The 21,319-nt window shown below is 66.3% G+C and carries 18 protein-coding genes; 9 read left to right on the top strand and 9 right to left on the bottom strand.

What is annotated here, in order from left to right; all coding sequences use genetic code 11:
• Positions 1-41: 41 nt before the first annotated feature.
• Both XH93_RS32830 and XH93_RS32835 read right to left on the bottom strand, forming a co-directional pair.
• Entirely contained in the window at positions 42-692 is a 651-nt protein-coding gene (locus tag XH93_RS32830; RefSeq protein WP_371814836.1) for a hypothetical protein, read from the bottom strand.
• Between the two features lie 80 nt (positions 693-772).
• Complete coding sequence (locus XH93_RS32835) at positions 773-1,237, bottom strand: Lrp/AsnC ligand binding domain-containing protein (RefSeq protein ID WP_139485763.1); 465 nt, start codon at positions 1,235-1,237, stop codon at positions 773-775.
• A gap of 112 nt (positions 1,238-1,349) precedes the next feature.
• Between XH93_RS32835 and putA the strand changes: the two genes are divergently transcribed.
• Positions 1,350-4,361, top strand: coding sequence for a bifunctional proline dehydrogenase/L-glutamate gamma-semialdehyde dehydrogenase PutA (gene putA / locus XH93_RS32840; protein WP_194470633.1), 3,012 nt, complete (start codon positions 1,350-1,352; stop codon positions 4,359-4,361).
• 418 nt (positions 4,362-4,779) lie between these two features.
• Positions 4,780-5,985: a CaiB/BaiF CoA-transferase family protein gene (locus tag XH93_RS32845; RefSeq protein WP_194470634.1), complete on the top strand. Its 1,206-nt coding sequence runs from the start codon at positions 4,780-4,782 to the stop codon at positions 5,983-5,985.
• A gap of 179 nt (positions 5,986-6,164) precedes the next feature.
• Here XH93_RS32845 and XH93_RS32850 read toward each other — a convergent pair whose 3' ends face one another.
• The 3 genes from XH93_RS32850 to XH93_RS32860 all read right to left on the bottom strand — a co-directional run bounded on the left by XH93_RS32850 (position 6,165) and on the right by XH93_RS32860 (position 9,226).
• Positions 6,165-6,329: a hypothetical protein gene (locus XH93_RS32850; protein ID WP_172628356.1), complete on the bottom strand. Its 165-nt coding sequence runs from the start codon at positions 6,327-6,329 to the stop codon at positions 6,165-6,167.
• Between the two features lie 187 nt (positions 6,330-6,516).
• Complete coding sequence (locus XH93_RS32855; RefSeq protein ID WP_194470635.1) at positions 6,517-8,064, bottom strand: hypothetical protein; 1,548 nt, start codon at positions 8,062-8,064, stop codon at positions 6,517-6,519.
• Positions 8,065-8,155: 91 nt separating this feature from the next.
• Positions 8,156-9,226, bottom strand: a complete 1,071-nt coding sequence (locus XH93_RS32860; protein WP_194470636.1) for a hypothetical protein — start codon at positions 9,224-9,226, stop codon at positions 8,156-8,158.
• Between the two features lie 207 nt (positions 9,227-9,433).
• On the opposite strand from XH93_RS32860, the gene XH93_RS32865 reads away from it, so the two are divergent.
• The 4 genes from XH93_RS32865 to XH93_RS32880 all read left to right on the top strand — a co-directional run bounded on the left by XH93_RS32865 (position 9,434) and on the right by XH93_RS32880 (position 12,839).
• On the top strand, positions 9,434-9,808 hold the full coding sequence (locus tag XH93_RS32865; protein ID WP_194470637.1) for a Crp/Fnr family transcriptional regulator: 375 nt from the start codon (positions 9,434-9,436) through the stop codon (positions 9,806-9,808).
• Positions 9,805-10,614: an MBL fold metallo-hydrolase gene (locus XH93_RS32870; protein WP_194470638.1), complete on the top strand. Its 810-nt coding sequence runs from the start codon at positions 9,805-9,807 to the stop codon at positions 10,612-10,614. Before XH93_RS32865 ends, XH93_RS32870 begins: the two co-directional genes overlap by 4 nt.
• 182 nt (positions 10,615-10,796) lie before the next feature.
• On the top strand, positions 10,797-11,411 hold the full coding sequence (locus tag XH93_RS32875; RefSeq protein ID WP_194470639.1) for a glutathione S-transferase family protein: 615 nt from the start codon (positions 10,797-10,799) through the stop codon (positions 11,409-11,411).
• A gap of 48 nt (positions 11,412-11,459) precedes the next feature.
• Positions 11,460-12,839, top strand: coding sequence for an MFS transporter (locus tag XH93_RS32880; protein WP_246799360.1), 1,380 nt, complete (start codon positions 11,460-11,462; stop codon positions 12,837-12,839).
• A gap of 156 nt (positions 12,840-12,995) precedes the next feature.
• Here XH93_RS32880 and XH93_RS32885 read toward each other — a convergent pair whose 3' ends face one another.
• Genes XH93_RS32885 through XH93_RS32895 form a run of 3 tightly spaced genes read right to left on the bottom strand, consistent with a single transcriptional unit; the run spans position 12,996 to position 15,022 of the window.
• Complete coding sequence (locus XH93_RS32885) at positions 12,996-13,493, bottom strand: TPM domain-containing protein (protein ID WP_194470640.1); 498 nt, start codon at positions 13,491-13,493, stop codon at positions 12,996-12,998.
• A gap of 4 nt (positions 13,494-13,497) precedes the next feature.
• Positions 13,498-14,391 carry a YgcG family protein gene (locus XH93_RS32890; protein WP_194470641.1) on the bottom strand — a complete coding sequence of 298 codons (894 nt, stop codon included), beginning with the start codon at positions 14,389-14,391 and terminating at the stop codon, positions 13,498-13,500.
• A 22-nt stretch (positions 14,392-14,413) separates the two neighbouring features.
• Entirely contained in the window at positions 14,414-15,022 is a 609-nt protein-coding gene (locus XH93_RS32895) for a LemA family protein (RefSeq protein WP_194470642.1), read from the bottom strand.
• 224 nt (positions 15,023-15,246) lie between these two features.
• On the opposite strand from XH93_RS32895, the gene XH93_RS32900 reads away from it, so the two are divergent.
• From XH93_RS32900 to XH93_RS32910, 3 genes are read left to right on the top strand one after another with little or no spacing between them, the layout of a single operon-like run.
• Positions 15,247-16,104, top strand: coding sequence for an enoyl-CoA hydratase (locus tag XH93_RS32900; RefSeq protein ID WP_194470643.1), 858 nt, complete (start codon positions 15,247-15,249; stop codon positions 16,102-16,104).
• 5 nt (positions 16,105-16,109) lie between these two features.
• Entirely contained in the window at positions 16,110-17,255 is a 1,146-nt protein-coding gene (locus XH93_RS32905) for an acyl-CoA dehydrogenase family protein (protein WP_194470644.1), read from the top strand.
• 13 nt (positions 17,256-17,268) lie between these two features.
• Positions 17,269-18,465, top strand: coding sequence for an acyl-CoA dehydrogenase family protein (locus XH93_RS32910; protein WP_194470645.1), 1,197 nt, complete (start codon positions 17,269-17,271; stop codon positions 18,463-18,465).
• Positions 18,466-18,888: 423 nt separating this feature from the next.
• On the opposite strand, the gene XH93_RS32915 is transcribed toward XH93_RS32910, so the two are convergent.
• The gene (locus XH93_RS32915) at positions 18,889-21,213 is read right to left on the bottom strand and encodes a xanthine dehydrogenase family protein molybdopterin-binding subunit (protein ID WP_194470646.1); all 2,325 of its coding nucleotides are present in this window, start codon (positions 21,211-21,213) and stop codon (positions 18,889-18,891) included.
• Positions 21,214-21,319 lie beyond the last annotated feature (106 nt).

Consider the following 21,319-nt stretch of genomic DNA (forward strand, 5'->3'; position numbering starts at 1 on the left):
GGACGAACGCCACGGGTCGCGCGGCGGCGAAATTCAGCCGTTCAATCTTCCGTCACCCATTGCGTGACGGTCATCACGTCGGGCGGCTGCAAATAGCCGCGCGGCCAGAGATCGACCGCCCATTCCACCTTGGTGGCGCGCTCGACCAGCACGGCGGTGTTGTGCGGCGTCTGGCCAAGCGAGAAGCCGCGATAATGCGGATCCCCGACGTCGTGAAACTTGAACAGGTTCCATGCGCGCAGCACCAGCATCAGGCTGGTCGTGTTGCGGGTGGTGTCCCAGCAATCGTAATTGTGCTTGTCGTCGTTGGCGCGGAAGTCGGCCTTGGCGACGCGCTTGTCGGTGCCGAGGATCGGAGCCATGCGGCGGTCGAACCAGATCACCGCCTTCTGCATCGCCGCGCGCTCGGCGGCGGCGTTGGCGCGGCCCGCGGCCATGATCTTGGTCAGCGCGGCGCGGTCGGCGGCGGAAAAATCCAGCGTCTCGCGGCGCCGGCAGACGAAGCCGTAGCAGACCGTCATCGACGTCGCCGACGGCGGATAGATCGAGACCGAGGTATACAACTGCGCCACCCCCGAGCTGAGCTCGCTGGCGCGCGATGGCGCCACCGACAGCAATGCCAGCGTGGCAGCCACCAGCACGCCGGCAAAGCCGGCCCGCATCGCTGGTATCGGTCGATTGGCGTCGCTCATGATGATTGCCCCAACTGCGGAGAGGATTAGCGCGGGTGCGGCGCGAAGCCAATACACGCGGCGCATGGCTGTGGATCACATCAGCCGACCGGCAGCGGCGCGTCGCGCTTGACTTCCTCCATCACGGCGTAGGTTCGGGTCTCGCGCACGCCCGGCAGCGCCAGCAGGGTCTCGCCGAGGAAGCGGCGATAGGCGGTCATGTTGGCGACCCGCGCCTTGACCAGATAGTCGAAGCCGCCGGCCACCATGTGGCACTCCAGCACTTCCGGCGCGGTCTGCACCGCCCTGGCAAATTTTTCGAACACGTCGGGCGTGGTCTTGTCGAGCAGCACCTCGACGAACACCAGCAAGCCCAGCCCAAGCCGGTGCGGATTGAGCCGGGCGCCATAGCCCTCGACAAAGCCGTCGCGCTGCAGCCGCTTCAGCCGCTCGCCGACCGAGGTCGGCGACAGCCCGATCCGCTCGGCCAGTTCCACATTGGCGATCCTTCCATCCCCTTGCAGGATCGAGAGGATTTTGCGGTCGATCTTGTCAATCTCTGTCATATATCTGGCGCGACCCAATATTATCCTTATTTTCTAAGGCAAATCTGCTAATTTGTCTATCGAACTACGGTTCGTGAGCGCGTAGGTGTTCCCTGTAACCGAAGGAACCGCCATGCCAGACCCCTCCCCCGCCCCGCCGCCGTTCAGCGCGCCTTACGCGCCTGATGACGCCGCCATCGCCGCTCGCCTGCTGCAGGACGCGCGTTTCGGCGCGGACCGCGAGGCGCGGATCGATCGCAGCGCGACGCGGCTGATCGAGGCGATCAGGGCCAATGACGATCCGCTCGGCGGGGTTGAGGACATGCTGCGCGAGTTCGCGCTGTCGACCAAGGAGGGGCTGGCGCTGATGGTGCTGGCGGAGGCACTGCTGCGCGTGCCTGATGCCCGCACCGCCGACCAGTTCATCGAGGACAAGCTCGGCCAGGGCGACTTCGTCCATCACGAAACCAGGTCGAGCGCATTCCTGGTCAATGCCTCGGCGTGGGCGCTCGGCATGTCGGCGCGGGTGATCCAGCCCGGCGAGACGCCGCAGGGCACGATCGGACGTTTGACAAAGCGGCTCGGCGCGCCGGCGGTGCGCGCCGCGACGCGGCAGGCGATGCGGCTGATGGGCAGCCATTTCGTGCTCGGCGAGACCATCGAGGCGGCGTTGGCGCGCGCGCAGTCGCATGCCGCGAGCGGCTCGCGCTATTCATTCGACATGCTTGGCGAGGGCGCGCGCACCGCCGCCGACGCCGAGCGCTATTTCGAATCCTACGCCCGCGCGATCGAGGCAATCGGTAGGGCGGCCGGCGAAAACCCCCTGCCCGACCGGCCCGGCATTTCGGTAAAGCTCTCGGCGCTGCATCCGCGCTTCGAGGCGGTGAGCCACGCGCGAGTGATGAGCGAACTGGTGCCGCGCCTGGTCGATCTGGCGCGCCGCGCCAAGGCGTTCGACCTGAACTTTACCGTCGATGCCGAGGAGGCCGACCGGCTGGAGCTGTCCCTCGACGTGCTTGCCGCGGCGTTCGCCGATCCATCGCTCGCCGGCTGGAACGGTTTCGGCCTCGCGATTCAGGCCTATCAGAAGCGCGCCAGCGAGGTGATCGACTACGTCGCCGCGCTGGCGCGCGGCCTCGACCGCAGGATGATGGTGCGCCTCGTCAAGGGCGCCTATTGGGACACCGAGATCAAGCGCGCGCAGGAGCGCGGGCTCGACGGCTATCCGGTGTTCACCCGCAAGGCGATGACCGACCTCAACTACGTCGCCTGCGCGCGACAACTGCTGGGCTTGCGGCCGCTTCTGTTTCCGCAATTCGCGACCCACAACGCGCTGACGGTCGCGACCATCCTCGAACTCGCCGACGATCCCGCAAGCTTCGAATTCCAGCGGCTGCACGGCATGGGCGAAGCGCTCTACGAGCAGCTCGGCAAGGATCGTCCGGAGATCGCCCACCGCACCTATGCGCCGGTCGGCAGCCACCGCGACCTGCTCGCCTATCTGGTGCGGCGGCTGCTCGAGAACGGCGCCAATTCCTCCTTCGTCGCGCTCGCCGCAGACAATCGCGTGCATATCGCGGATCTGTTGCGCCGCCCGGCCGAGATCATCGGCGCCGATAGCAAGGCGTCTCACCCCACGATCCCGCTGCCGGCCGATCTGTATCGCCCGCAGCGCGAGAATTCGCACGGCATCGAATTCGGCGAGCGGGCTGCGCTCGACCGGCTGACATCGGCGATTGCGGCCGAGCGCAAGGCTGCGCCTCGCGCTGTCGATATCTCGACAGCCGAGCAGGCGAGCGCAGCCGTTGCCGCTGCGGGCCGCGGCTTCAAGGCGTGGAATGACATGCCGGCCGGACGGCGTGCCGCGATTCTGAACAAGGCTGCGAACTTGCTGGAACAGCGCCGCGCGCATTTCATTGCGCTGCTGCAGAGCGAGGGCGGCAAGACGCTCGACGACGCGCTCTCGGAAGTGCGCGAGGCAACCGACTTCTGCCGCTACTATGCCGCGCAGGGGCGAAAACTGTTCGGCGAGGCCGATACGATGCCGGGTCCGACCGGCGAAAGCAATGTGCTGGCGCTGCGCGGCCGCGGTGCCTTCGTCGCGATCTCGCCGTGGAATTTTCCGCTGGCGATCTTCCTCGGCCAGGTGACGGCGGCGCTGATGGCGGGCAATGCGGTGCTGGCGAAGCCGGCCGAGCAGACCCCGCGCATCGCCGCCGAGGCCGTCGCGCTGCTGCATGAAGCGGGCGTGCCGGCTTCCGCCCTGCATCTGGTGCAGGGCGATGGCACAATCGGCGCGGCGCTGGTCGCGCATCCAGGGATTGCCGGCGTGGTCTTCACCGGCTCGACCGACGTCGCGCGATCGATCAACCGGACGCTCGCCGCCAAGGACGGTCCGATCGTGCCGCTGATCGCCGAGACCGGCGGCATCAACGCCATGCTCGTCGACGCCACCGCGCTGCCCGAGCAGGTCGCCGACGACGTCGTGACATCCGCCTTCCGCTCCGCCGGCCAGCGCTGCTCGGCGCTGCGGCTATTGTTCGTGCAGGACGACGTCGCCGACCGCATGATCGAGATGATCGCCGGCGCCGCGCGCGAGTTGAAGATCGGCGATCCCGCCGAGCCGTCGACGCATATCGGACCGGTGATCGACGCCGAGGCGAAGCAGCGGCTGGACGCGCATATCGCGCGGATGAAGCGTGAGGCGCGCGTGCATCTCGCCGGCGACGCGCCGGCCGGCAATTTCGTCGCGCCGCATATTTTCGAACTGTCGGCGGCCGGCCAGCTGACGGAAGAGGTGTTCGGCCCGATCCTGCACGTCGTGCGCTACCGCGCCGAAAGGCTCAGTGAGGTGCTGGCCGCAATCGAGGCGACCGGCTTCGGGCTGACGCTCGGCATCCACTCGCGCATCGAGGACACGGTGGAAGACGTGATCGATCGCCTCCAGGTCGGCAACATCTACGTCAACCGCAACATGATCGGCGCGGTCGTCGGCGTGCAGCCGTTCGGCGGCAGCGGGCTCTCAGGCACCGGCCCCAAGGCCGGCGGCCCGCATTACCTCGCGCGCTTTGCCACCGAGCAGACCGTGACGATCAACACCGCCGCCGCCGGCGGCAACGCCGCTCTGATGTCGGGCGTGGAGTAGCTTGTAGCGACCTATCAGCCCCGTCATCCTGAGGCGCGAGCTCTTGCGAGCCTCGAAGGATCGACGGCCACCAGCCGGGCCGTGCATCCTTCGAGGCTCGCCCAGCAGCGCAATTGCGCTGCAAGGCTCGCACCTCAGGATGACGGGTTGAGCATGTGCGGCAATCCTTCCCGTGTCATTGCGAGGAGCGAAGCGACGAAGCAATCCATCCATCCCCGCGCCGAGGCATGGATTGCTTCGCGGAGCCTGTCATCGGGCGCGCGTTCGCGCGACCCGTTGGCTCGCAATGACGGCCCCCCAAGAGCGCCGTTGCATCAGCCCGGCAACATGGGTCAAATGGCCCCTCGATCGGGAACATCGCACGCGATATTCCAGCCACCGGAAAAACACCAACAAGCGCCACGGGAGCGACGGCACGATGGAAAAAGGCATTTTTGACGGGCTCAAGGTTTTGGATTGCGCGAGCTTCATCGCAGCGCCCGCGGCCGCCACTGTGCTGTCTGATTTCGGCGCCGACGTGATCAAGATCGAGCCGCCGGGCGCCGGCGATCCCTATCGCAATCTGCCGAACCTGCCCGGCTATCCCCATAGCGAGCACAATTTCGCGTGGATGCTGGAAGCGCGCAACAAGAAGAGTCTGGCGCTCGACCTCACCAAGCCTGAGGCACGCGAGGTGCTCTACAAGCTGGTCGCCGAGAGCGACGTGTTCATCACCAACATGCCGCCGCAGGTGCGCGAAAAGCTCGGCATCACCTACGACCATCTCGCTCATCTCAACGACCGGCTGATCTACGCCTCCTTCACCGGCTATGGCGAGAAGGGCGAAGAGGCCAACAAGCCCGGCTTCGATTCCAACGCCTATTGGGCCCGCTCCGGCCTGATGGATCTGGTGCGCGCCGACGAGGACACCACGCCGGCGCGTTCGGTCGCCGGCATGGGCGACCATCCCTGCGCGATGGCGTTCTATGGCGCGATCGTCACCGCGCTGTTCAAGCGCGAGAAGACCGGCAAGGGATCGCATGTCGCGACCAACCTGATGGCCAACGGTATCTGGGCCAATGGCGTGCTGGCGCAGGCCAAGCTGGTTGGCGCAAAGTTCAAGAAGCGCAAGCCGCGCGAAGAGGCGCTCAACGCGGTCACCAATCACTACAAGTGCAAGGACGGCCGCTGGATCATCCTGTCGCTGCTCAACGAAGACCGGCAATGGCCGACGCTGGCGCGCTGCATGGAGCGCGAGGACCTCGTCGCCGACCCGCGCTTCGCCACCAAGGCGGACCGCCATTCGCGCTCGGTCGAGCTGATCAAGGTTTTCGATGAGATCTTCGCAACCCGCGATCTCGCCGAATGGCGCAAGATCCTCGACGGCAACGGCCTGGTGTTCGGCGTGGTCGGCATTCTCGACGACATTCCGAACGACAAGCAGATGATCGAGAACGAGGTGCTGGTGCGCTTCGAGAACGACACCATGCTCACCGTCAACAGCCCGATCTTCATCGACGGCGCCAAGAAGGTGCAGCCGCGCAAACCGCCCGAGGTCGGCGAGCACTCCGACGAGATCTTGCGGCAGGCCGGCTACGACGAGGCGACGATTCAGAAGCTGCGCGCATCGGGCGCGGTGGCGTAGGCTAACACCGCCTCTTCTCCCTCGCCCCGCTCTTCGCGGGGAGAGGGTCGGGGTGAGGGGCCTCTATCCGGCGAGCACTTTGCGATGTGTTGAGCAGTGTGGCTCGCCCCTCACCCGGATCGCATCTTGCAATGCGATCCGACCTCTCCCCGCAAAGCGCGGGGAGAGGTGAAGCAAACTCACCGGCTCATCCAGGCCCAGACGATGGCCACGGCGATGACGCCGAGGATGACCGCGATCCCGATCGCCCAGCTGCTGACGCGGACGGCGCTGACCGCCTCGCGCTCGGCCTCGTTGGCCGCGATCTCGCGGTTGCGCTGCTTGTCCTGGTCGGGGGCGCTCATCGGCCGGTCTCCGCTCACGAGCATGATCCGGAAAAGTGGGAGCCGGTTTTCCGAAAAGATCATGCTCAAACTAAAGAGATGGGATCATGATGCGATTTCGCATCGTGATCCCGGGCTTTTTCAGGTCCTGGTCGCAACCCGCAATGTAGCATCAAATAATGACGCCAGCGCGTGCCGGTTCCCGGACCTAACGCCCCTTCACGAAGCACATGCCCATTCGCGAGGTCTTGCCGGCGACCTGGCAGGCGAGGCCCTCAGCGCAGCTCCAGCTGCGAAAACTGCGGTCGGTGTCGGTCGGCTTGGCGGCCGGCAAATAGCAATGCGCGCCCCAGCCGTCGCTGTATTCCGTGCCGGCGAGCTCGGTCGAGCCGCGCAGCTGCGGGCGATTGGAGAAGCCGCGCGAAAAGTCCGGCGCTTTGCCGTCGCGGAAGCTGGAAAGGATATCGCGGCGGCGGACCTGATCGCCGAAGAAATGCGGCGAGGCCGGCACCACGGTGGAGTTCGACGGCTTGGCCGCCATCCAGTCGACGCCGGGAAAATGGAAGCCGCCGATGCCGCGGGTCTGGTGGCAGCCGGCGCAGGTGACGTCGTTGAGGCGCCGCTCGAAGCCGGCCAGCGACTGGATGTTCTGCAGCTTCGTTCCGTCGGCCGCGGCCTTCTGCAAGGCGCCGACGACGTCGCCCTCGGAGAACACCGCCTCGCCCGCCGCGCCCTCGCCTTGCACCAGCCCGAACTCGGGCTGCAACTCGCCGACATCGAAGCCGATCGGCGTCGGAGCAACCGCACCGGTTGCAAGGAATTTTTCCGGGATCAGCAGCGTGCCGCGATCGAGCTCGGCAAAATGCTTGGGATCGAGCAGCCACGCCTTGAAGTCGCGGCGCAGGCCGTCGTCCGCCAGAATGCGATCGCGATCGATCTGGTTCTCCATCGGCGCTTCGGCAAAGCGCTTCGAAGCTCCATCGTAGTCGAACACCTTCAGCAGATAGTCGGTGCGGAAATCGCGGAGCGCGGACTTCGGCGCGTGCGCGATCTGCAGATTGGTCTCGATCCGGTCGATGTTGCGCTCACGGACCAGCGCGAGCGGGCCGTCGCCGCCAAGCAGCTTTTCCGCCATCTGAGGCGCGCTGCCTGCGGCGAGCCAGCGCCGGGCGATTTCGCGGCAGGTGAGCGAGGCATCGTTGCCGGCGCCTTTGGCCTTCAGCACCAGGTTCAGCGTCATCGGCAGGCGCTGCGAGACCGCATTCTCTCCGATCGGCGGCACGTCGGTGCGGGTCAGGCGATAGATCAGCCGGATCTCGCCGCAATTCTCCGGCGCCACATAGGCGCGGTCCATGCGGTTGACGATGCCTGAAAGCACGAAGCGGACGTCCGCGGAATCGAGCCATGCGCGGTCGAACAGCTGGAAGGCAAAACCGTCGCCGACGCCGATGCTCTCGTTCGGCAGGCTGGCCTTGTTCCGTTCGACATAGCGATCGAACTCGCGGATCAGCGCCTCGCGCACCGGCAGCATCGAAGACAGTTTGAACAGTTCGCTGTTGGAGAGCGGCGCGTCGGCCGGGCGCTCCGGCGCCAGCATGCGGCCGAGGCCGAAGCGGCCGTGATCGAGATCGCGCAAGGTTGCGGGATCGATGATCGCCGCGCCGCGCTCGAGCGCGCGATCCTCGCCGGCGCGCAGGGGCGCGACGCCGCCAAGCAGAAGGAACAAGACGAGGAGGCGTTTCAGCGCGCGGCTCATGCCCCCACTAACACCGCGCGGCAAACCCTATTCAAGAAAAAAGGCGCTTCACATCGCGGTGAAGCGCCTTGGTATTGTCGCGATCAGGCGATCAGCGCGAGACGATCAGGCCCCTGCTGGTGACGACCACCCAGCGGCCGTCCTGCCTGCGGATCGCGTCGACGCGGCCGAGGCCGGGAACGGGATCGCCGGCATAGACCTCATAGACGCCGCCGCGTCCCTCGATCAGCGCGCTGCCATGGCCGACGTCGCGCAGCGCCCAGCCTTCGACCACCGGCAGGCGGCCGACCTCGGGCTTCGGTGCGGCCGGCGACGCGGCCGCGGCGGTCGCCTGCGGCGGCGTCACGGTGCCGGTCACCTCGCGGGCAGCGGCGGGCGTCGCCGCCGCAACGGTTGTCTGCGGCGCGGCGCGGAGCTTGTCGACGGTCTCGGTGAGCTTGGCGAGCCTGGCCATCGGCTCGGCCTGCGCCTTCTCGACCTTCTCGATGCGGTCGTTGGCCTTGCTGAACTGGGCCTGGCCGGCCTTGGCGGTCTGCTCGACGCTGGCCTTCAGCGCGGCGATTTCGGATTCGACCCGGGCGATCGAGGTATCGAGCGCTTCCTTCGCCGCAGCATCCTTGGCGGCCGTATCCTTTGCGGACGCGACCGCAGCGGTGGTGACGTGGCCAAGACCCGCGGTCGCGAGTGCGCCGCCGATCGCACCGGCCACCGTCGCCAGCGCCACCATTGCGGCCATAGCCGCGAACCGGCGGTTGCCGGCCGGCTTGGCGGCCTGCGCGGCCTCCGGCTTTGCGGCGGTCTCCTCGTGATCCCAGCTGCGCTCGCCGGGCGCCATGATCATCAGCTTGCCCGGGAAGCGCGGCTCCTCGCGGGTGCCGGTCTCGACCTTGGGCACGTCCATGTTGGTCGGATCGATGTTGGCACCAATCTTGGCATCGATGTTGGGCTCAAGCGGCGGCGGCTGGATCTTCGGCGGTTCAACCTTCGGCGTCTCGGCGCCGGCCTCGATTTTGGCGGCGTCCGCCTTCGGCGACGTCGCTTCCTGCTCGGGCGAGAGCCTGACAGGCTCGGCGTTGGCCGCGGTCACCGGCTGGCTTTTCGCCGCCGTTTCGGCGCCGGCTTGACCGCTAACCGGCTCGCTCTGCTGCTCACTCACGTTCAAAGTCTCCAGATGAGGTTGACAATTCGGTAACTTTTATTGCTTGCGAAATCCTTACCCGGCCGGGTCCTTACCGAAATTTTAGGGAATTTCCGGGGCCGGATTTGGGCCGATGCTGCCCTGCGGCAATCCGCATCAGTACCGGTTTGCGCCCGACACTTTCGAGATTAACATGCCGTCACCTACCAGCCAGAAGGCAGGGGTGGTGCCATGACGATCGAGAAATGCATCAATGTCTTTGATGTCGATGACGTCATTTTTGAGGAAGGCTCGACCGGCCGCGAGCTCTTCGTCGTCCTCGACGGCAAGGTCGACATCGCCAAGATGAACGGCCGACAAAAGACGGTCATCGTCACCCTCGGCAAGGGCGAGTTCTTCGGCGAGATGGCGGTGATCGACGGCTCGTCGCGTTCCGCTTCCGCGATCGCCGCAGCGCCCAAGACGCGGGTGATGCGGATCAACCACGCCCGCTTCGTCTATCTCGTCAGCCAGCAGCCGGCATTCGCGCTGATGATCATGGACGCGCTGTCGAAGCGGCTGCGCGCGTCCAACACCATCACCTACCGGACGGCGGCCAACCCATGAGCGACCGCCGGCCGAGCCCGTTCAAGACCCTGTTCGACACCGACGTCGCCAGCCTGATCCAGGCTGCCGACGACGTCTACCAGATCCGCTTCAAGAACCGCGCGGCGAACGCCTATCTGGTGCGCGGCAGCAAGCGCACCATCATGATCGACGTCGGCCTGTCGACCAATTATCCGCAGCTGCTCGCCTGCCTCGGCCACATCGGGGTGACGCCCGACATGATCGACATGGTGGTGCTGAGCCACGAGCATCTCGACCATATCGGCGCCGCCTATCATTTCCACGGCCGGGCCTACATCGCCGCGCACCGGCTCGCCGCCAACAAGATCATGTTGCGCGATGATTTCTCGATGTTGCGCAAGATGTTCAACGAGCCCAACGTGCCGATCGACATCGACCTCTGGCTCGAGGAAGGCAATCTGATCGACCTCGGCAATTTCCGCCTCAATGTGATGTACACGCCGGGCCACACCTCGGCCTGCATCACGCTGTTCGACCAGGACAAGGGCCTGCTGTTCGCCTCCGACACGTTGATGCCGGGCGGTGTGATGGGCGGTGTGTTCGGCTCTGGCTCGATCGCCGACTACATCCAGTCGCTGGAGCGGCTGAAGGGCCTCAATTCGAAGATCCTGCTGTCGGGCCATGGCCGGCTGTCCGACACCCCGCAGGACGACGTGCGGATCGCGCTGCAGCGCTCGCACGCATTGCTCGAGGACACCGCGCAATTGTTCGACGCGCTGGATGCCCGCGCCAATTTCGAGCCGATCATGCAGTCGGTGCGGGACCTCAACAAGCTCGACGATTGAGATCCATCCTCCCCGTCATTGCGAGCGCAGCGAAGCAATCCATGCCTCCCAGCAAGTGGTGAGATGGATTGCTTCGCTTCGCTCGCAATGACGGGGAAAGAGCTGTGCATCCCCCGATTTGACAAATCCGCGCGCGGCCTGTTCAACGGTGGCAACAACATCAAGAACAGGGAGCGAGGACCATGAAGCTTTACGACTCGATCGGCCCCAACCCGCGCATTGTGCGGATGTTCATGGCGGAGAAGGGCATCGATATCCCCAAGCAGACCGTCGACCTGCGCAAGGGCGAGAACCGCGAGGAGGCGCATCTGAAGCGCAATCCGCACGGCCAGATGCCCGCCCTGGAGCTCGACTGCGGCAACTTTCTCTCCGAGATCACCGCGATCTGCGAGTACCTCGAGGAGAAGCATCCCGCGCCTGCGATGATCGGCGCGACGCCGGAGGAGCGCGCCGAGTGCCGGATGTGGACGCGCCGCGTCGACCTCAACATCGCCGAGCCGCTCGCCAACGGCTACCGCTTCGGCGAGGCGCTGAAGTTCTTTGAGAAGCGGATTCCGGTCGCGCCCGACGCCTCGCCCGGGCTGAAGATGATCGCCGCCAACCGCATCAAATGGCTGAACGACCAGATGGCCGATGGCCGCGAATATCTCTGCGGCAAGCGCTTCACGCTCGCCGACATGCTGCTGTATTGCTGGCTCGATTTCGGCAACCAGGTCGGCCAGCCGCTGGACCAGTCCAACACCAACATTGTAGCGTGGTTCAACCGCGTCGCCGCACGGCCGTCGGTCAAGGCGTAGAACATTGCGGCGCGGAGCCAACCGCCGCCGGGTGTGGAAGGACAAATCATGCAAACCGAAGCCGTGAAAGCGGACGCCAGGCAAGCTGAAGCCATAGCGGAAATGCGCCGCCGCGTCGTGATCTCCTCGACCATCGGCAACGCGCTGGAGTGGTTCGATTTCACGGTGTTCGGCCTGTTCGCGGGCATTTTGAGCAAGCTGTTCTTTCCGGCCGACAATCCGAGCTCCTCGCTGCTGCTGACCTTCGCCACCTTCGGCATCGCCTTTGCGGCGCGCCCGCTCGGCGGCCTGGTGTTCGGGCTCTACGCCGACAAGCACGGCCGCAAGAAGGCGCTGGTCGTGATGATCACGCTGATGGCGATCGGCACCGGCCTGCTCGGCTTCCTGCCGACCTTTGGCGCGATCGGCATCGCGGCGCCGCTGCTGCTGTTGCTGGCGCGGCTGATCCAGGGCTTTTCCGCCGGCGGCGAGTTCGGCAGCGCCAGCGCCATGCTGATCGAATTCGCCTCGCCCGGCCGGCGCGGCTTCTACGGCTCGTTCCAGATGGTGTCGCAGTCGCTGGCGTTCGGCCTTGGCGCTGCGATGGCGATCGGGCTCAATCTCGGCCTGTCGCCGGACGCGTTCGCGAGCTGGGGCTGGCGGGTGCCGTTCATCCTCGGCATCCTGATCGGACCGACCGGATGGTATTTGCGCCAGCGCTGCGACGAATCCCCGGAATTCCAGGCCTACCTCGCCGAGCGGGCCGCGACCGCGCAGCCGAAGCGGCAGACCACGCTCGGCCAGTTGTTCTCCGAGCATCCGCGCGAATTGATCGCCTCGTTCTGCCTGATCGCGGCCGGCACCGCGATCAACTACGTCAACGCGATCTTCCTGCCGGCCTATGCGGTCGCCGAATTGAAGCTGCCGCTGCTGAATGCGCAGCTGGGCCTGCTGGTGTTCAGCCTCGCCAACGCGGCGATTGCGGTGGCCGCCGGCGCCCTCTCCGACCGGATCGGCCGCCGCGCGGTGCTGATGCCGGCGATGATCATCTACGCCGTGCTGTTCTATCTGCTGTTGCAGCGGCTCGTCGCCGCGCCGACCACCACCAACCTCTGGCAACTGCAAGCCGCAGCCGTGTTCCTCGGCGCATTGGCCGGCCCGGGGCCGGCGTTCATGACCGAAATCTTCCCGGTCGGCGTGCGCTCGACCGGCGCATCGCTGATGTACAATCTAGCCGTGATGCTGTTCGGCGGGCTTGCGCCCTTCATCAACACCTGGCTGGTGCAGGCGACCGGCGACAAGGCGGCGCCGGTTTACTACATCTTCCTCGCCGCCGCGATCGGCCTCGCTGGGCTGTCGGTCTACCGGGCGCGGCCGCAGACTGACGCCGCGCTCGCAGGGCTATCGCCGCTGCCGCTCGCGACCGACAAGACGGCAGCGAGAAGCTAGCGAACTTCCCGGCGCAGGAGCGCGCTGGCAATATCTCGAAAAACAACCCCATGCAAAGTAGCCGGCCGGCGTCGAGATGGCCGCTTGACACGTCGGGCAAGTCAGGGGTAATCTTCCAATATTCCGAAATCGTGCCAAGCCCCCCTCGCCCAAGCCCTAAATCACCGCTGGCTTGTCGGGCAGCTCGTTCGGGCCGCCTTCGGTATGCGGGAAGTGTTTTGCCAGTTCCCGCGACACCGCCTCGATACCCTTGATCACCCCCTGCTCGAACCGGCCGGCCCGAAACTCCGCCTCCATCGCCTGGCAGATCGCCTCCCAGCCGGCGTGGCCGACCTTGGCGTCGATGCCGCGGTCGGCGACGATCTCGACGTCGCGGTCGGCGAGCAGCAGATAGATCAGAACACCGTTGTTGTGATGGGTGTCCCAGATGCGCAGATGCGAGAACACGTCGAGCGCGCGCTCGCGCGCCGGCTGGTTGCGGAACAGCGGCGTACCGTCGAGCGCGCCTTCGACCACGAAGCGGATCTGGCCGGCATGGGTGGCCTCGCCCGCCTTGATCGCCTGCTCGATAGCCGCCAGCACGCGCGGCGGAAAATCGCGCCGCACCTTCCAGCGGTGTTCAATGAGATGTCTGGCGATGCGCTTGATGCTCATGTGCCTACCAGCTCCCCGAGGCGCCGCCGCCGCCAAAGCTGCCGCCGCCGCCGCTGAAACCGCCGCTGTCGCTCGAGCCCGAGCTCGAGCCGCCGCTCCAGCCACCGCCCGACCAGCCTCCGGGAGAACTGCGCCGGTACGGGCCCGAGCCGACCACCGGGCCGCCGAAATTCAGGCCACCGAAGATCAGCGCCGCGACGAAGCCGAACAGGCCGACCACGACGGCGGTGGCGAGCGAGCCGACCGCGATCCAGGCGAACACGCCGGCGACGCCGCCGGTTGCGACCGAACCGAGCAGTCGTCCGAGCAGCCCGCGCAGGAAGCCCGCCACGATGATCACGGCGAAGATCGCAACCGGATTGGCGAGGTCGACGAGATCAGGCGCTTGCCAGTGCTCGGGCTCCGGCGCCGGCAGTTTTTCGCCATTGACCAGGCCGATCATGCGGTCGACGCCGGCGGAGATGCCACCGGCGAAATCGCCGGCCTTGAATTTCGGCGTGATGTATTCGTCGATGATGCGATGGGTGACGACGTCGCTCAGCACACCTTCGAGCCCGTAGCCGACCTCGATGCGCAGATGGCGATCGTTTTTGGCGACGACCAGGAGCGCGCCGTCGTCGATCTTCTTGCGCCCGATCTTCCAGGCTTCGGCGACGCGGAGCGAGAACTGCTCGATGGTCTCCTCGCCCGTGGTCGGCACGATCAGCACCGCGATCTGGCTGCCCTTGCGGGTCTCCAGGTCCTTCAGGCGGTCGGTGAGCGCGGCGACATCGCCCGACGACAGCGTGCCGGTCTGGTCGACGACGCGGCCGGTGAGCTGCGGCACCGCGACCTCGGCCAGCGCCGGGCCCACAAAGCCCAACAGCAGCGCGAGCAGAATGACGCGTGCGGCAGCCATCACGGCAGCTTCGCTGCCGCCGCTACTTCGCCGGCGCCGGCGTCGGGCTGAAATCAACCTTCGGCGCCGTGGAAATCTCCTTCTCGTTGTCGACGGAGAAGTTGGGCTTGTCCTTGTAGCCGAACAGCATCGCGGTCAGATTGTTCGGGAAGGTGCGGATGCCGACGTTATAGTCCTGCACCGACTTGATGTAGCGGTTGCGCGCCACGGTGATGCGGTTCTCGGTGCCTTCGAGCTGCGCCATCAGGTCGCGGAACAGCGCGTCGGATTTGAGCTGCGGATAGTTTTCCGTCACCACCAATAGCCGCGACAGTGCGCTGGAGAGCTCGCCCTGCGCCTGGGTGAACTTCTGGAATGCGGCCGGGTCGTTGAGCACCTCGGGCGTCGCCTGAATGCTGCCGACCTTGGCGCGCGCGTTGGTGACGCCGAGCAGCACGTCCTTCTCCTGCTGCGCAAAACCCTTCACCGAGTTGACCAGGTTCGGCACCAGGTCGGCGCGGCGCTGGTACTGGTTCACCACCTCCGACCAGCTCGACTTGACCTGTTCGTCATTGGTCTGGATCGCGTTGTAGCCGCAGTTGGTCAGGCTCAACGTCGCCAGCGCTGCCAGCACGGTCCAAAGCTTGCGCATGAATGTCCTCCCGGTGGAATTCCACGCCACGGTAGCAGATTCTAGATGGCACCGTCATTCCGGGGCGATGCCTTAGCATCGAACCCGGAATCTCGAGATTCCGGGTCTGGTGCTGGCGCACCATCCCGGAATGACTGCAATCAATTGACGCTTGCCTATCCGTCGGTTCGCCGTTCATCATGCCGAGAAAATCGATCCAATAATAATCGATCCTGGGAGGATCCATGGCGTCGGAACAATTCGAGACGATTGTCGTCGAGCGGCCGGAGAGCGCGATCGCGCGGATCGTGATGAACCGCCCGGAGGCGCGCAACGCTCAGAACCTGCAGATGACCTACGACCTCAACGCCGCCTTCGACCAGGCGGTGCAGGACGATGCGGTCAATGTCATCATCCTCGCCGGCAGCGGCCCGCACTTCTCGGCCGGCCACGATTTGCGGCCGACCGGCAAGAACCAGGCGGGCGTGGATTTCCCGCCGGTCGGAAATTGGGGCGGGTTTGCCGAACCCAACGCGCATGGCCGCTTCGCGCGCGAGCAGGAGATCTATCTGCAGATCACGCGGCGCTGGCGCAATCTGGCAAAACCCACGATCGCGGAGGTGCACGGCAAATGCATCGCCGGCGGGCTGATGCTGGCCTGGGCCTGCGACCTGATCGTCGCCAGCAGCGACGCCGAGTTCTGCGATCCCGTGGTGACGATGGGCGTCTGCGGCGTCGAATGGTTCGTGCATCCCTGGGAGCTCGGCGCGCGCAAGGCCAAGGAGATGCTGTTCACCGCCGACGTCTGGAGCGCCGATGAAGCGCATCGCCTCGGCATGGTCAATCACGTGGTGCCGCGCGGCGAACTCTCCGCGTTCACGCTGGCGCTGGCGCGCCGCATCGCGGCCAAGCCGGCCTTTGCGTTGAAGCTGAGCAAGGAGGCGGTGAACCGCTCGATCGACATCATGGGGCAGCCCGCCGCGATCGATCAGGCGTTTGCGCTGCATCAGCTCTGCCACGCCCACAATCTGCAGGAATTCGGCATGGTGGTGGATCCCGCCGGCCTGCACCCCTCCGTCAAGAAAACCGCCAACGTGAAGTAGGACAGATGGACCTCACTCTCAGCGACGAGCAGCGCCTGCTGCGCGAAAGCGTCGACCGCTTCGTGGCGGAAACCTTTACCGCCGACCATCGCAAGAAAACGGCGAACGATCCGCTCGGCTTCTCGCCCGCGGTCTGGAAGCAGTTCGCCGAGCTCGGGTGGCTGGCGCTGCCGATCGGCGAGGCCGATGGCGGGCTCGGCGGCGGCGCGATCGAGATCGGGATTCTGATGGAAGCGTTCGGGCGCGGACTGGTGTCCGAGCCGTTCCTCTCCACGGTCGTGCTCGGCGCCGGCTTGATCGGCGCATGCGGGACGGAGGCGCAGAAGCAGGCGATCCTGCCTGATGTCGCGGAGGGCACGCTCTATCTCGCCTTCGCGCATGCGGAGCGTGCCGCGCGGTTCGATCTTGCGCATGTCGGCACTACGGCCGCCAAGAGTGGCGACGGCTGGCGACTGAACGGCCACAAGGTCGCGGTGCTCGATGGCGCTGCAGCCAACCATATCATCGTCTGCGCCCGCATCGCCAACGCGAACGGTGCATCGGGCAAGCTTGGCCTGTTCCTGGTCCCGGCCGGCACGCCTGGTCTGGCTCTGCGCGATTATGCGCGGCTCGGCGGCGGACGCGGCTGCAACCTCGATCTGAACGACGTGACGCTTCCCGCGGATGCTCTGCTCGGCGACGGCAGCGACGCGCTGCCCGCGATCGAGGCGGTGGTCGATCGCGCGATGGCGGCACTCGGCGCGGAGGCGGTCGGCATCATGCAGACGCTGCTCGACACCACGCTGGAATATACCAAGATCAGAAAGCAGTTCGGCCGGCCGCTGTCGGCCAACCAGGTGATCCGCCACCGCCTCGCCGACATGGCGATGCAGGTCGACGAGGCGCGCTCGATGGCGTTGCGCGCGGCGCTGATGGCCGACGCCGAACCCGTGGCGCGCGGCCGCGCGGCGTCCGGCGCCAAGGCAAAGATAGGCAAATGCGCCCGCTTCGTCGCCGAGCAATCCGTGCAGCTGCACGGCGCCATGGGCGTCACCGAGGAGCTCGACATCGGCGCCTATTTCAAGCGGCTGCTCGCCTTCGACACGCTGTTCGGCGGCAGCGCCCATCACTATCGCCGCCACGCCGCCTTGAGCGGCCGCGCCCACGCGTAACGGAGAGCGCAAGATGGATCTCACCTTCAGCGCCGAGGAACGCGCCTTCGAGCAGGAAGTCCGCGACTTCATCGCCAAAAGCCTGACGCCGGAGATGAAGCGCGCCACCGCGCTGACGCCGTCGGTGTTCTCCGATCCCGACATCGGCATGGCCTGGCAGCGCGCGCTGCACAAGAAGGGCTGGGGCGCGCCGGGCTGGCCGGTGGAGCATGGCGGCCCGGACTGGACGCCGGCGCAGCGCTGGATCTTCGAGGCCGAATGCGCCCGCGCCGGCGTGCCCAATGTCAACGTGATGGGCGTGAAGATGGTCGGCCCCGTCATCATCGGCTTCGGCTCGCCGGAGCAGAAGAATTTCTATCTGCCGAAGATTCTCTCCGGCGAGGATTATTGGTGCCAGGGCTATTCCGAGCCGGGCTCGGGCTCCGACCTCGCCTCGCTGAAGACCCGCGCGGTGCGCGACGGCGACGACTACGTCATCAACGGCACCAAGATCTGGACCACGCATGCGCACCACGCCAACCGCATGTTCGCACTGGTGCGCACCAACGAGGGCGAGCGGCAGCAGGACGGCATCAGCTTCATCCTGATCGACATGAAGACACCGGGCATCACGACGCGGCCGATCCTGACCATCGGCGGCGATCACGAAGTCAACCAGGTGTTCTTCGACGACGTCCGCGTGCCCGTGGCCAACCGCGTCGGCGAGGAAGGCAAGGGCTGGACCTACGGCAAATACCTGCTCGAGTTCGAGCGCGGCTCCGGCATCGCGTCGGCCAAGCTGCGCGAGGCGCTGAAGACGCTTTGCGAGCTCGCAGAGTCCGACGTCACCGGCCGCGCGATCGAGGATCTCGACATCGCGCTGCGGATGTCGGAGGTCGAGGTCGACATCGATGCGCTGGAAATGACCGAGCTGCGGGTGCTGTCGGCGCTGCAGACCGGGCAGAATCCCGGTGCGGTGTCGTCGCTGATCAAGCTCCGCGTCAGCGAGATCCGCCAGGCGGTGACGCGGCTCGGCGTCGACGTGATCGGCCAGGACGGGCTCGCGGTCGAACCGGCGCGGCCGTTCTACAGACTGAACCACGAGCCGGCGATCCCGGAGGAACTGCTGCCGGTGGTGCCGGAATATCTCAACGGGCGGGCCTACACGATCTTCGGCGGATCGTCGGAGATCCAGCGCGACATCATCGCGAAGATGGTGCTGGGGCTGTAGCACTCGCCTAACTCGGCTCCAGTCACCCTCCCCGGGAGGGGCAGGGTCGACGCGACTGAAAGGAGCGGCGGGGTGGGGTGAAGGTCCCTCCTCGCAAACACTGCCCGAGTTGAGAGATCACCCCACCCCGTCGCGCATCTGACGATGCGTGACGACCCTCCCCATTGCGGGCAGGGCCGTCGCACATGGGGATTAGAGTGATGTTGGCATTGGCGGTGGGCTCCCTCTCCCGCTTGCGGGGGAGGGCGGGGTGGGGGTGTCTCCGCACTGCGAATCCCACCGTGGAGACACCCCCACCCGCCACGCATCTCACGATGCGCGTCGGCCTCCCCCCGCAAGCGGGAGAGGCGAAGTGAGCCAGCTGATAAGCTTGTGCGCCTCATATGCGATTGCCCTCTACCGGAGGGTGAAGGCACGGCGCGTCTAGGTCCCCGCCTTGGCGTCGCGGATCGCCTGCCAGATCTTCACCGGGGTCAGCGGCGTGTTGAGCTGCTTGATGCCGAGCTCGCTCAGCGCGTCCATCACGCCGTTGGTGATGCAGGGCGGGCCGCCGATCGCGCCCGACTCGCCGCAGCCCTTCGATCCCAGCGGATTGGTCTTGCACGGCGCGGAGCCGTCGAGCGTCACTGACAGCGGCGGGATATCGCCGGCCCGCGGCACGCAGTAATCCTGGTAGCTCGCGGTGAGCAGCTGGCCTTCCTCGCTATAGGCGACGCCCTCGTAGAGCGCTTGTCCAATGCCCTGCGCGACGCCGCCATGGATCTGGCCGGTCACCAGCATCGGATTGACCGCAACCCCGACGTCGTCGACCGTGGTGTAGCGCACCACGCGGGTGACGCCGGTCTCGGGGTCGATCTCGACCTCGCAGATATGGGTGCCGTTCGGCCAGCTCGGCCCGTCGACCTCGCCCTGGCTCTCGACCGAGAGCTTTGCGCCCGTCTCCTTCTTGGCGATCTCGAACAGGCTGATGCGCCTGTCGGTGCCGACCACGGTGAGGAAGCCGTCGCGATACTCGATGTCCTCGACGCTGGCCTCCAGGATGTTGGCGGCCTTCTCGCGCGCCTTGTTGATCATGTCGTTGGCGGAGACCGCAACCGCGGTGCCGCCGACGAACAGCGAGCGCGAGCCGACGCTGCCGAAGCCGGTAGCGAGGTCCGTGTCGCCCTGAATCACGTCGATCTTGTCGAGGGGGATGCCGAGCGAGTCTGATACCACCTGGCTGTAGGTGGTCTGCAGCCCCTGCCCCATCGCCATGGTGCCGGACCACAGGATGACGCGGCCTTCGGCGGTCGCATGCAGCGAGACGTTTTCGGTGTGGGCGCGGCCGCCGGTCCATTCGATGTAGCTGGTCAGGCCGCGGCCGTAGAGCAGGCCCTTTTTCTTCGCCGCCTTCTTGCGCGCGGCGAAGCCGTCCCAGTCGGCGAGTTCGGAGGCGCGCTGCAGCATGTGGGCGAAGGCGCCGGAGTCATAGACCTGCCCGACCGCGTTGGTGTAGGGCAGCTGCGCCGGCTTGATGTAGTTGGCCTTGCGGATGGCGCGCGGGTCCATGCCGATCTGGCGCGCCGCGGCGTCGAACAAACGCTCGACGATGAACACCGCCTCGGGCCTGCCGGCGCCGCGATATGCGCCGACCGGCGCGGTGTGGGTCATCACCGACTTCACCTCGAAATGCACCAGCGGCAGGTCGTAGACGCCGGTCTGCACGAACGGGCCGAGCACCAGCGGGATGATGTTGCCGGTGCCGGACGAATAGGCGCCGGTGCCGCCGATCGAGCGCACCCGGTAGGCCAGCACGCGGCCCTTGGCGTCGAGCGCGAACTCGCCGGTCGAGGTGAGATCGCGGCCATGGGTGCCGCCGACGAACTCGTCGGTGCGGTCGCCGCGCCAGCGGATCTTCTTGTTCAGCTTGGTCGCGGCATAGGCGACGACGCCATCCTCGGGATAGAGGCTGGTCTTCTGGCCAAAACCGCCGCCAATATCGCCGACCAGCACGCGCACGCTGTCCTTCGGCCGCTTCAGGATCGATTCCGCGAGCAGGTCGCGGGTCGAGCCCGGGGTCTGCGACTGCACGTGCAGCAGCAGACGGCCGGTCTTCTTCTCGATCTCGGCAATGGTCGAGCGCGGCTCCATCGCCGACGGCACCAGGCGCTGGCTGACCAGATCGAGCGACACCTTGTGCGCGGCGCTGGCAAAGGCTTCCTCGACCTTGGCGGCATCGCCATAGCTCATCGCTGCGACGATGTTGTCCGGCGCCTCCGGCCACACCAAAGGCGCGCCCGGCTTGATCGCCTCGACCGGATCGACCACCGAAGGCAGCACTTCGTAATCGACCTCGATCGCTTCAGCTGCGGTCTGCGCCAGCACGCGCGAGGTCGCGACCACCGCCGCGACGCCCTCGCCGGCAAACCGCACCACTTCATGCGCCAGCAGGCGTCGCGGCGGCACGCTCATCGGCGAGCCGTCCGGCCGCTTGAAGATCGCCAGCGTCGGCAGCGTGCCGATGTCGTCCTTGACGAGGTCGGCGCCGGTATAGACCGCCTCGACGCCGGGCATCTCCAGCGCCGCTTTGGTGTCGATCGACTTGATGTTGGCATGGGCATGCGGCGAGCGCAGCACGTGCAGCCAGAGCGCGCCGTCCTCCGGCTTGTCGTCGATGAAATGCCCCTTCCCGGTGAGCAGCCGCTGGTCTTCCAAACGCTTGACCGGCTGGCCCGCACCAAAACGTAGATTGCCGGGAAGAATGTTCATCGAGTGATCCTTAGCTTGCAAGAATTTGGCGGGGGTTTTAACCGATTTTGGCCGGCTGACAACCGAGCGCGCGTCAGGGCAGATGCCTGCTTTGGCGACGCGTGAG

It is taken from the genome of Bradyrhizobium sp. CCBAU 51753, from assembly GCF_015291565.1.
GTDB classification, from domain to species: Bacteria; Pseudomonadota; Alphaproteobacteria; order Rhizobiales; family Xanthobacteraceae; genus Bradyrhizobium; species Bradyrhizobium ivorense.